The 12,704-nt window shown below is 35.5% G+C and carries 8 protein-coding genes and 1 pseudogene; 7 read left to right on the top strand and 2 right to left on the bottom strand.

Going from position 1 to position 12,704, the window contains the following annotated elements:
* Window positions 1–833: 833 nt before the first annotated feature.
* Both LQV47_RS22630 and LQV47_RS22625 read right to left on the bottom strand, forming a co-directional pair.
* Window positions 834–1,388, bottom strand: a complete 555-nt coding sequence (locus tag LQV47_RS22630) for a substrate-binding domain-containing protein (RefSeq protein ID WP_354961379.1) — start codon at window positions 1,386–1,388, stop codon at window positions 834–836.
* 225 nt (window positions 1,389–1,613) lie between these two features.
* A pseudogene (locus tag LQV47_RS22625) lies at window positions 1,614–1,832 on the bottom strand (GntR family transcriptional regulator); the annotation flags it as partial.
* A 152-nt stretch (window positions 1,833–1,984) separates the two neighbouring features.
* On the opposite strand from LQV47_RS22625, the gene LQV47_RS20825 reads away from it, so the two are divergent.
* The 7 genes from LQV47_RS20825 (at window position 1,985) to kdpB (ending at window position 12,695) form a co-directional block, all read left to right on the top strand.
* On the top strand, window positions 1,985–2,947 hold the full coding sequence (locus LQV47_RS20825) for an aldose epimerase family protein (protein WP_230041048.1): 963 nt from the start codon (window positions 1,985–1,987) through the stop codon (window positions 2,945–2,947).
* A gap of 28 nt (window positions 2,948–2,975) precedes the next feature.
* Window positions 2,976–4,163 (top strand): galactokinase, encoded by a 1,188-nt coding sequence (gene galK, locus LQV47_RS20820; RefSeq protein WP_230041047.1) that lies wholly within the window; start codon window positions 2,976–2,978, stop codon window positions 4,161–4,163.
* The gene (locus LQV47_RS20815) at window positions 4,147–5,205 is read left to right on the top strand and encodes a UDP-glucose--hexose-1-phosphate uridylyltransferase (protein ID WP_230041046.1); all 1,059 of its coding nucleotides are present in this window, start codon (window positions 4,147–4,149) and stop codon (window positions 5,203–5,205) included. Before galK ends, LQV47_RS20815 begins: the two co-directional genes overlap by 17 nt.
* Window positions 5,202–6,872 (top strand): sodium/solute symporter, encoded by a 1,671-nt coding sequence (locus tag LQV47_RS20810; RefSeq protein ID WP_230041045.1) that lies wholly within the window; start codon window positions 5,202–5,204, stop codon window positions 6,870–6,872. Before LQV47_RS20815 ends, LQV47_RS20810 begins: the two co-directional genes overlap by 4 nt.
* Before the next feature lie 138 nt (window positions 6,873–7,010).
* Window positions 7,011–8,336, top strand: a complete 1,326-nt coding sequence (locus LQV47_RS20805; RefSeq protein WP_230041044.1) for a sigma-54 dependent transcriptional regulator — start codon at window positions 7,011–7,013, stop codon at window positions 8,334–8,336.
* 441 nt (window positions 8,337–8,777) lie between these two features.
* Window positions 8,778–10,472, top strand: coding sequence for a potassium-transporting ATPase subunit KdpA (gene kdpA, locus LQV47_RS20800; RefSeq protein WP_230041043.1), 1,695 nt, complete (start codon window positions 8,778–8,780; stop codon window positions 10,470–10,472).
* A 183-nt stretch (window positions 10,473–10,655) separates the two neighbouring features.
* The gene (gene kdpB, locus LQV47_RS20795; protein WP_230041042.1) at window positions 10,656–12,695 is read left to right on the top strand and encodes a potassium-transporting ATPase subunit KdpB; all 2,040 of its coding nucleotides are present in this window, start codon (window positions 10,656–10,658) and stop codon (window positions 12,693–12,695) included.
* Window positions 12,696–12,704: the final 9 nt, after the last annotated feature.

Raw genomic sequence — 12,704 nt, 5'->3', positions numbered from 1 at the left:
TTCCCATTCCGAACACAGAAGTTAAGCCCACCAGCGCCGATGGTACTGCTAACGCGGGAGAGTAGGCCGCCGCCAGTTTTTATTTTATTTTTAAAAATCCTTTATCGTAAGATAGAGGATTTTTTTTTTGTTTATATACTATAACTGCTATACTCCTATACTCCAACTCTAAACTATACCCAACCTCAGTTGATAGTTAATAGTTAATAGTTAATAGTGCTGTCAACCCTCAACTCCTAACTCTCAACTATTAACTCCTAACTCATAACCCTTCTATTAAGTTTAGGCTAAAGCCAATGGATGGTTTTCTTTTGGATGAGAACGGGCTAAAGCCCGTCCCTATTGAATAGTATATCCTAAACTTAATTGAACAAACTGAATTTACAACCTATTATTCACCATTGACCATTGACCGTTCACTATTCATAGCTCATCACTTATCACTTATAGCACTGATCATTCCATTCTGTTCATTACTATCCATCATTTATATTTACCCTGCTTATTTGATTATTCAATAGAAATGGGCTTTAGCCCATTTAAACAAGAGCATCCCAATATGGCTTTAGCCAAAACTTAAGAATGGCAACGTACGCAAGATAATTAAAACCCATTAAGGTTTAAGATAAAGCCGATGGATGGGTTTGTATTTTAATAAGAACGGTTAAAGCCCGTCCCTATTGAATAGTATATCTCAACTGAATTGAACGAACTGAATTTACCAACCAGGACTATTATTCACCATTGACGATTTACTATTCATAACTCATAACTTATAACTTATAATTTATAACTCATCTCTTATATAACAAAATAAAAAATGAATTCTAATTTTAGAGAGAATTTCTAAGATAGAGCTTTGAGGGATTTTTAATCTGTATTTGTTCATTTTTTAAAATCATTTCTGAAAGCCTGTATCCCATTGCATAGAAATCTGTAGAAAGAGTAGTTATACCATTTTCTACAATTTTTTTTAGGGGCATTTCATTATAAGAAATGATCCCAATATCTTTTCCTATTTTTAAATTTTTACTTTTACATTTTTCTACTGTTTCTACTAATTGGCGATCATTGGGAATTAAAAAAAGTTGCCCTTTTTTCAAGGAATGCTTTTGTAGATCAGGAATAATCTGATATTTTTTCTTATAGGCAGTACAAAATTTCACAAAACCATTTACCATATCTATAGGCTCTTTATTTCCTGGAAAAATCAGTATAAATTCTTTGTATTTGCTTAAAATATTGAGAGATGATTCCATAGCATTGTAGATATCTTCAATAAAATCCTGGTAAATTCCTGGATATTTTTTTAAAGAATCCCGCATTTGATCTATTATATAAACATCAGCTTTTGGAAGCTTATCAATAATTTCTTCTATTCCCTCCATGTTTCCGGGCATGATGATGTATTTAGAGTAATTTCCGAGGTTATCCAAAATCAGTTTCCGGAATACCTCCAGATTAAAATGATGAAAAAATGTATCTACAATAACTTTGTTGTTCAGCCCTTCAAGAAAAGAATTAAGTAGATCTTCTTTAAAGGAATTTAATTCATCAAAAAGAAGAAAATAACGTTTGTTAAAGTTAAAATCTTCTGTTTTTACATAGTAGCCTTTTGAACGAACTGCTTGTATTATGCCTCTCCTTTTCAAATCTTCATACGCCATAAAAACGGTGTCCCGGGAAATTTTGTGTTCTATACACACTTTATTAATGGATGGAAGCTTAGTATTTCTGAAAATTTTTTTGCTGATAATTGCATTCTCAATGCTTTCTATGATTTGTTTATATATCGGAAAAGTGCTCTCTCTGTTGATGTAAATAAGTTTCATATTCGTAAAAACTAGTAGTATAAAACAAATAACTGGTAGGTAATGGTATGTAAAGTTAATCAATCTTTCTATTTTAACCAAGTTATAGGAAATGTTTGAGGATAAATCTGCAAGGCTTATTGCTACGGGGTTTTTACTTTTTAAAATAGCAAATGATGAAAAAAAAACATTCTTTTTTTAGAAAACTTAAGAATAAAAACGGCTTTGACATTACTTTTTGTGATTTTGGAGCTGTTATTTCTTCAGTGAAAATTCCTGTTTCTGATACAGAAAAAGCGGATGTGGTACTTGGATTTGATCAATTGGAAGATTACCAGGAATCTTTTACACTCTCTTCTCAACCTTTTTTTGGAGCTGTTGTTGGCCCTCATGCCGGAAGAGTAGAATTTGGAAGATATAGGAATGGGAATAAAGAAGTGCAGTTGGAGCAAAATGCAGGGATGCATCATCTTCATGGAGGAAGCATTAATCTAAGCAATCAGTTTTGGAATTTGGTATTTGAATCCGAGGAGACATTAATTTATGATATGCTAATCAATGATAACAAAACAAAAATCACTGTTGAATATTTCCTGGATGAAGAAAATACTTTGCATACAACTTTAACAGCTATTACAGAAGAAGATATTTTAATTAATCTTACTCAGCATTCATATTTTAATTTAGAAGGGCATGATGGAGATGTTACGAATCTAAAAATGAAGGTATTTGCTTCTGAAATTTTAGAGAAAAACAAATATTTACTCCCTACTGGTGTTTTTTTGAAAACTGAAAATACAGCTATGGACTTCTCTGATTTTAAAAATTGTCCTGCAGCAATAGACACATCATTTGTATTGAATAATGGGGAATGTGCGGCAATTCTTAAAAATGAAAAAAATAATTGGGTCATGGAGGTGAGAACCAACCAGCCAAGTGTGCATATCTACATTGGGGCACAATGCGATCCTCTGATAGGAAAAGAGAATACAGTTTATCATAAAAGCAGTGGAATTTGCTTTGAGGCCCAGAACTTTCCTGATTCTCCCAATCATAAAAATTTTAAAAATGGAATTTTAAAAGCCGGAGAAACCTACAGAAATGAAATTGCTTTTGCATTCAGGAAAACGATATAATACCCATTAAAATAAACGCAAATTGATAATGAAAGATCAGCTCATACAACATACAAAAAATGCCTTCCAGGAGCATTTTGACGGGGCCCCCGATTATATTTTCCTTTCACCGGGAAGAATCAACATTATAGGAGAGCATGTAGATTATAATGACGGATTTGTACTTCCTGCTGCAATTGACAAATATATTTGTTTTGCGATACGTGAAAAAAAAGGATCAGCTATTTGTGAAATGTTTGCAAAAGATTTAGACGATTTTTATTCATTTGATGCCAGTAAGGTTATTTTGAAAGGTGAGAAAGTTTGGACAAATTATTTGTTGGGAGTTATAAATGAGATTCAGAAAAGAGGAATGAAAATTGGCGGTTTGGAAGTTGTTTTCAGTGGAAACATTCCTATGGGCTCGGGGTTATCTTCTTCGGCGGCTTTGGAATGCGGCTTTGGATATGCGCTGAATACTGTCTTTAATTTGAATTTATCTAAAGAGGATATTGTCTTAATCGGACAAAAATCTGAAAATACCTTTGTGGGGGTTAATTGTGGAGTTATGGATCAATTTACTTCAGTTTTCGGAAAAAATGAAAAGGTAATTTTTCTGAATTGTAATTCTTTAGAATACCAATATTATGATGCAAAACTGCAGGATTACAGCTTTGTTCTTTTAGATAGCTGTGTAAAGCATACTCATTTAACTTCCGGTTATAACGATCGCAGAAAAGAAGTGGAAGAAGGTAAAGAGATTATCTGGAAGTATTTTAAAGAAATGAAAACATTTCGGGATTGTACCCTTGAAATGCTGGAAACGGTAAAGGAAGAAATGAGTGAAAACATTTATAAACGCTGTCTTTATCTCATTAAAGAAATTAAAAGAGTGGAAGAGGCCGTAATCGCCTTTCAAAAGCAGGATTTTAAATATCTGGGGAATCTGCTTTCCGAAACACATCAGGGGCTTTCTCAGGAATACGAAATAAGTTGTCGTGAAATTGATTTTCTCGTAGAAGAAACTTTGAAATTATATGGTGTAGCGGGAGCAAGAATGATGGGAGGAGGATTTGGAGGCTGCACTATTAATCTGATTAAAACGGATCAGGTTGAGAATGTAATCAATATCATAAAACCTATTTACAAACAAGCTTTCGGTATTGATATGAAAGTATATCAGGTGAAAATTTCTGACGGGATTAAGGAATACAAAGAAAATGAATACAGCCTTTAATAAAAAAGATCATCCGCATCGTAGATATAACCCGTTATTGGATGAATGGATCCTTGTTTCTCCACAACGTGCAAAACGCCCTTGGCAGGGACAGCAGGAAAAAAATGTAGAAATACAAGAGCTAAAGCATGATATTTCCTGTTATCTGTGTTCAGGAAATACAAGAGTAAATGGCAGTAAAAATCCAGATTATAAGGGACCTTATGTCTTTGATAATGATTTTGGAGCATTGCTGGATAATGATGTGGACTTTTCAGAAAATAAAGAAGACTTTTTTATTTTGAAACCTGAAAAAGGAATAAACAGAGTCATTTGTTTTTCTGACCATCATAGTCTTACTCTTCCGGAAATGGAACTTGAAGAGATAGAAAAGATTATTGAGGTTTGGCAGAATGAGTATCGAACCTTAGGAAATATTGATTATATCAACCACGTACAGATTTTTGAAAATAAGGGAAGTGTAATGGGCTGTAGCAATCCGCATCCTCATGGGCAAATTTGGGCACAGTCGTCAATTCCTACACAAGTTGCTAAAACACAGGAGAATTTTAGGAATTATTTTGAAAAACAACAGAAAACACTTTTAGAAAATTATCTTAAAAAAGAGCTGGAAGCAAAAGAAAGAGTGGTTCTGGAAAACGATTTTTTTGTGGTGGTAGTTCCGTTTTGGGCAATTTGGCCCTATGAAACAATGATTATCAGTAAAAGAAATATTAAAAATATTTTAGAATTTTCTGAAGAAGAAAAAAAATATTTTGCCGAAATTCTGAAGAACTTAACGATAAAATACGATAATCTTTTTAATATTTCTTTTGCTTATTCTGCAGGAATTCATCAGGCTCCAACTGATGGGAAACCTCATCCTGAATGGCACTTTCATATGCATTTTTATCCCCCTTTACTGCGTTCAGCTCATGTGAAAAAATTTATGGTAGGATATGAGATGCTGGCAGAATCCCAACGTGATATCACACCCGAGCAAAGTGCAGATATTTTAAGAAATCTCCCTCTTATCCATTATAAAAACACATCCACAATATGAACAAACTAACAGCGCCCGATTACATTGTATTTATATTATACTTTATTATCATTGTTTTTTACGGGGTTTACATATTCAGGAAAAAGAAAAAAAAGGAAGCAGACAGCAAAGACTATTTCTTAGCAGAAGGTTCATTGACGTGGTGGGCGATTGGTGCTTCATTAATTGCCAGTAATATAAGTGCCGAGCAGTTCATAGGAATGAACGGAAGCGGTTTCAGTATGGGTCTTGCAATTGCTACTTATGAATGGATGGCAGCATTAACGCTAATTATTGTAGCGGTATTTTTTATTCCGGTCTATCTCAAAAATAAAATCTATACAATGCCCCAATATCTTCATAAAAGGTATAATGAGAAGGTGGCTTTCATTATGTCTGTCTTTTGGTTAATGTTGTATGTTATTGTAAATCTTACCTCTATTCTTTATTTGGGAGCATTGGCACTTAACGGGATTTCAGGATTTAATCTTACTTTATGTATGGGATTCCTTGCGTTGTTTGCTGTAATGATTACTTTAGGCGGAATGAAAGTCATAGGTTATACAGATGTTATACAGGTGTTTTTTCTTATAATGGGAGGCTTGGTGACTACTTATTTAGCTATAACACTGGTTTCCGGTGAACCTGGATTTTCCGGTTTAGGAAAAGGATTGGTATTGATGAAAGAGCATGCGGGTGAACATTTTCACATGATTTTTAAGAAAACAAATGAACATTATATGGATCTTCCCGGACTTTCTGTATTGTTTGGAGGAATGCTTATTGTCAATCTTAATTATTGGGGATGTAATCAATACATCACACAAAGAGCTTTAGGAGCTGACCTTAAGACCGCAAGAACCGGAATTTTATTTGCTGCATTCTTGAAATTATTAATGCCTGTAATTGTGGTCCTTCCGGGAATTGCAGCTTTTGTCCTCTATCAAAAGGGTTTGTTTCAACAAGAGATGCTTCAGGACGGAAGTCTGAACCCGGACCGTGCTTATCCAACATTGCTGAATCTCCTTCCTTCGGGCCTGAAAGGTCTGTCTTTTGCCGCACTTACGGCTGCAATTGTTGCTTCATTAGCTGGAAAAGCGAACAGTATTGCTACTATTTTCACATTAGATATTTACAAACAGTATATAAAAAAAGATGCTTCTGAAAAAAACTTGGTGAAAATTGGTAAGATTACCGTGATTGTGGCGGTAATTATTGCAATTTTTGTTTCCCCATTCTTAGGAATTGATAAAAAAGGCGGTTTTCAGTATATTCAGGAGTATACGGGGTTTGTAAGCCCCGGAGTTTTTGCAATGTTTCTGCTCGGTTTCTTTTGGAAAAAAACAACTTCAGATGCTGCTTTATTTGCTACAATCGGAGGTTTTATTTTTTCTGTACTATTAAAATTTATGCCGTTGATTATAGATCTATCGTTCCTATATCCGTTTGGTTTAGCTGTTCCGGGAACAGATCATGCTTATGCAATACCATTTATTGACAGAATGGCAATCGTTTTTCTTATGTGTATAATCGGAATGTGGGTGATCAGTATTTTACAAACAAGAAAAGGATTGGAAGCTAATGGCCTTGAGATTGATTATTCTATGTTTAAGACTGGCAAAAATTTTACAATATGGAGTTTTGTGATTATAATAATTATTGTTGTTTTGTATAGTGTATTCTGGTAATTTATAGTTCAAATATAAATTGAAATAGTGACTTAGAAACAATAGGTCATATTGGTACGAAAAAAAATGATCACTATTGAAAGTGCTTTACTCGAATAAATTCAATAAGTTTGTATCTGTTTTCCAAATACAATTATAATGTCAGGAAATATTCTGATTATCGACGATGAGATCAAACTCCTTAAGTTATTAGGTATGATCCTTTCCCAAGAAAATTTTAATGTAAAAGAAGCTTCTACGGCACGGTCAGCGATGACAATGTTGGAGCAGTATGATTTTGATGTCGTTTTAAGCGATGTCCGTCTTCCTGATGCCTTTGGGGTTGAGCTGATCAAGTCCATAAAGACAAAATATCCTCATCTAGAAGTCATTTTAATGACCGCATTTGGAAATATTACAGATGCTGTACAGGCCATGAAGAATGGTGCCTATGATTACCTGGTAAAAGGGGATGATAATGAGAAGATTATTCCATTAGTATATAAAGCACTGGATAAAGTAAAAGACAACAGAACAAAAGTTGTTCAGCAAATTACTGCCATAAAAGGTTTTGAACAAATTATTGGACATTCTCCTATCATTTTACAGGCTAAGAAACTGGCTGAAAAAGTTGCTTTAACAGATGCTGCCGTACTTTTGACAGGGGAAACCGGAACCGGGAAAGAGGTTTTTGCCAATGCCATTCATGAAGGAAGCGACAGAAAGAAAAATAATTTTGTGGCGATCAATTGCTCTGCATTCAGTAAGGATATCCTGGAAAGTGAGCTTTTTGGACATAAACAGGGTGCTTTTACAGGTGCTTTAAGAGATAAAAAAGGCTTAATTGAAGAAGCCAATGGCGGAACTTTGTTTCTGGATGAAATTGGTGAAATGCCGATAGAACTTCAGGCAAAGCTGCTTAGGGTTCTGGAAACCAAAGAATTCATAAAAATGGGAGAAACGAAGCTCTCAAGATCTGATTTTAGGCTTGTAGCAGCAACGAACAGAAACCTCGAGGAAGAAATAAAACAAGGCAACTTTAGAGAAGACCTCTATTTTAGACTGAACGTTTTTGAAATTACTCTTCCCGCATTAAGAGAGAGGAAAGAGGACTTAAAAATGCTGGCTAAATATTTTATTAATTTATTTTCAGATAAGCTGCATTTATCAACTATTCAGGTGAATCCGGATTATTATAAAGCGTTGGAAAAAAATGACTGGAAAGGGAATATCCGTGAATTGAGAAATGCCGTAGAGCGAAGCCTGATTCTTATGGATAATAATATTCTTGATGCCGAAAGCCTTCCTCGCTATTCAGAGAAAGCGGTGGCTGAAAGTGACTCCCTGAGCATAAGATCCCTGGAAAAAATACATATACAGAAAGTATTGCAGTATACAAAAGGAAATAAAGCTGAAGCTGCCAGGTTACTGGAGATTGGTATTGCTACCCTATACCGTAAACTGGAAGAATACGGATTGAAATAAATTATTTTTATCATTTTAATAAAGAGCCTATCATTTTGATAGGCTTTCCTGTTTTTATACCGTTTGTTAAATTAGTGTATCGTATTGTTATACAATGTATTATATGTTCTTTTTTTAGGATGGAATTCTTTTTGGCATATAGACTATGAATAAAATATTTAAAAAATGACAATTTCAAGAAAAACGTTTAAAAAACGGGAGTACTCTACTTTTAGCCTGCTGATTGTATCGTACGTATTACTGACTATTTTAACCTTAATAATAAAGATATGATGTTGATAAGTTTGGTTCTGCTTTGTGCAGTCCTGTTTTGGCTTTTATATAAATCAGTTGAATTTTTTGATAGAATATAAAATTATGTGGAGTTTATTTTTCCTTTCAATACTTGCCTTTGTGTACATCTGTTATGTTTTAATGAAACCTGAAAAATTTTAAATGGTCATGAATACAGAAATTTTAGGCATCATAGCAATGTTTGCTATTACATTAGTTATCGGAATATTTTTGGGTAAATATATTGCTAATGTCTATGGATATAAGAAGACTTTTTTAGATCCTGTTTTTCAGCCGATCGAAAAGTTAATTTATAAAATATCGGGAATTAACCCGACTCGTCAGATGAGCTGGAAACAGAATATGTATGCCATGCTGACGATTAATCTGGTTTGGTTCATCATTGGATTTTTAATCCTTCTGAATCAGTCCTGGCTTCCTTTAAATCCGGATGGAAATCCCAATATGACGGCAGATCTGGCTTTTAATACAGCTATCTCGTTCTTAGTTAACTGTAACCTACAGCATTATTCGGGAGAAACGGGAGTAAGCTATCTAAGCCAGCTCTACCTGATGTTTTTACAGTTTGTAACAGCAGCAACGGGAATGGCAGCAATGGCAGTCCTTTTTAAAGCCTTTAAAGACAAAACAGCTACCGAACTGGGAAACTTTTATGATTATTTTACCAAATCGATGATTCGGATTCTGGTTCCCATAAGCGTAATTGTTGCTTTAATACTTTCCATTAACGGAAGTCCTATGACTTTTGAAGGGAAAGACCATATCACAACTTTAGAAGGGCAGAAAATTGATGTCTCAAGAGGTCCTGTGGCAGCTTTTGTTGCTATAAAGCATTTGGGAACCAATGGAGGTGGCTTTTTTGGAGCCAATTCAGCCCATCCTCTTGAAAATCCTAATTATGTAACGAATATGACAGAAATGGTTACTCAAATGATCATTCCGTTTGCATTGGTTTTTGCATTAGGCTTTTACTTGAAAAAAAGAAAACTTTCATGGGTCATCTTTACAGTAATGACTGTTGGATTTCTCGCGCTAACCATTCCGAATGTTATCAATGAAACAGGTGGAAATCCCCTGATTACAGAGATGGGAGCAGATAGTAGCCTGGGAGCTATGGAAGGCAAGGAAATCCGCCTTGGGAGTGCTGCATCAGGATATTGGAGTATTGCTACCACTGTTATTTCAACAGGTTCTGTAAACTCTATGCATGACAGCACCATGCCTCTTTCGGGAATGAACGAATTGCTTGCCATGATGATCAACTGTTTCTATGGAGGCTGTGGAGTAGGTATTCTGAATTATTTCATCTTTATCATCCTTGCCGTATTTATCAGTGGTCTTATGGTAGGACGAACTCCTGAATTTATGGGGAAAAAGATTGAAGCCAAAGAAATGAAGATTGCAATGATCGTGGCTTTATTTCACCCATTCTTAATTCTTGTGGGAACGGCTTTAACGGCTTATCTGCCGGAGTTTGGAGCAAAAACATTGAATAACCCGGGTTTTCACGGATTCAGTGAAATGCTTTACGAATTTACCTCGTCTTCTGCTAATAACGGATCCGGATTTGAAGGATTGGGAGACAATACCCCATGGTGGAATATTGCAACAGGAATCGTACTGCTGTTATCAAGGTTCATCCCAATCATAGGACCGATAGCCATAGCAGGATTATTGGCTCAGAAAAAATTCATCCCTGAAAGTTCAGGAACACTGAAAACGGACACTGCTACTTTCGGATTTATGACGCTGGCAGTTATCCTGCTTATTGCAGCATTGTCTTTCTTCCCTGCATTGACATTAGGACCCATTGCAGAGCAGATTCAGTATTTCTCTAAATAAAATATGAACATTAAAAATTAAAATCAATATTCTGCCATTAAGGAAGCTGAAGCGTTTGAGGGAGTTAGTCTAAAAACTTACTGAAACGTTCATCACATAATATTATCCATTTTCTTCCTTACAGTTTTAGCTGCCCTTGATGGTTAGTATTGATTTATAATGATATAAAATTCTTTCAAAAAAATGAAAAATCAATCACAAACATTGTTTCAAAGAGATTTGGTTAACGAGGCGATTAAACAGTCTTTCGTAAAGCTGAATCCGAAAATTATGTTTAAAAATCCGGTCATGTTTCTGGTGGAAATCGGAACCGTTGTCATGTTTATCGTAAGCATGTTTAGCCTGACTGGCGATACATCACAGGGAAGCTTCTCTTATAACTTTTTAGTTTTTATAATATTATTTTTCACCGTTCTGTTCGCCAATTTTGCAGAAGCAATTGCAGAAGCCAGGGGAAAAGCACAAGCTGATACACTTAGAAAAACCCGTGAAGAAACACCTGCTAAATTAGTGGTTGATAATAAACCCGGATTTCAGGTGGATACCACATTGAAAATGTCTGCTGAAATGAAATTAGGTGATATTTTCCTTTGTGAAACAGGAGATCAGATTCCAATGGACGGAGAGATCATCGAAGGATTGGCAACCATTGATGAATCTGCAATTACCGGTGAAAGTGCTCCGGTAATCCGTGAAGCCGGCGGAGATAAAAGTTCTGTAACAGGTGGAACAAAAGTACTCTCAGACAGGATAAAGGTAAAAGTAACCACAAAACCGGGAGAATCATTTTTGGATAAGATGATTGCTCTTGTAGAAGGGGCTTCAAGACAAAAAACACCTAACGAAATCGCATTAACCATACTTTTAGCCGGGTTTACCCTCACATTTATTATTGTTACCCTCACGTTAAAGCCTTTTGCAGACTATGCACAGACGCCGATAACAATAGCAGCATTTATTTCTCTTTTTGTTTGCCTTATTCCGACAACCATCGGAGGACTGCTTTCTGCCATTGGAATTGCCGGGATGGACAGAGCTTTGAGGGCCAATGTCATCACTAAGAGTGGTAAGGCGGTGGAAACAGCAGGTGATATTGATGTTCTGTTGCTTGATAAAACAGGAACAATCACTATTGGAAACCGTAAAGCAACCCATTTCCATCCGTCAAACGGAATTAAGCTGGAAGACTTTATTAAAGCTTCTGCACTGAGTTCTGTAGCAGATGAAACACCGGAAGGAAAGTCTATTATTGAATTAAGCGATTTAAAATCAGAAGATTTACTGGTTCCTAATCCTTCTTATATTGATTTTACGGCTGAAACAAGAACTTCAGGAATTGATTTTGAAGATACAAGGATCAGAAAAGGAGCTTATGACACTATAAAAAAACTGACTGAAAAAGCCGGGAATATCTTCCCACAGGAAACACAGGATGCTGTTACCAAAATTGCTGAAAACGGAGGAACTCCCTTAGTAGTAGCAATCAATGAAAAAGTATGGGGTGTGATTGAACTTCAGGATATCATTAAAACCGGAATTCAGGAGCGTTTCCAACGGTTGCGAAAAATGGGAGTAAAAACGGTAATGGTAACCGGAGACAATCCTTTAACCGCAAAATTTATCGCAGAAAAAGCCGGTGTAGATGACTTTATTGCCGAAGCCAAGCCTGAAGATAAAATGAACTATATCAAAAAAGAGCAGCAGGAAGGTAAGCTGGTAGCCATGATGGGAGACGGAACAAATGACGCTCCGGCATTAGCCCAGGCAGATGTAGGGGTGGCCATGAACAGTGGTACCCAGGCTGCAAAAGAAGCCGGTAATATGGTAGACCTCGATAACGATCCCACAAAACTGATTGAAATTGTAGAGATTGGAAAACAGCTTTTGATGACCCGAGGAACACTGACAACCTTCAGTATTGCTAACGACGTTGCGAAATACTTTGCCATTATTCCGGCCTTATTTATCACATTTATCCCTTCACTGCAAAAATTGAATATCATGAATCTTCATAGCCCGGAAACAGCTATTTTATCAGCTGTCATTTTCAATGCTGTGATCATTCCTTTCCTTATTCCGTTAGCATTAAAAGGAGTAGCTTACAAACCTATTGGAGCAAGTGCCTTATTAAGAAGAAATCTTTTGATCTATGGGTTAGGTGGTGTCATTGTTCCGTTTATTGGAATCAAAATCATTGATGTACTGATCAGTTTATTCTATTAAAATTTAAAA

This window comes from Chryseobacterium sp. Bi04 (genome assembly GCF_918698085.1).
Classification (GTDB): domain Bacteria; phylum Bacteroidota; class Bacteroidia; order Flavobacteriales; family Weeksellaceae; genus Chryseobacterium.
This window is presented reverse-complemented; position numbering and strand designations above follow the sequence as displayed.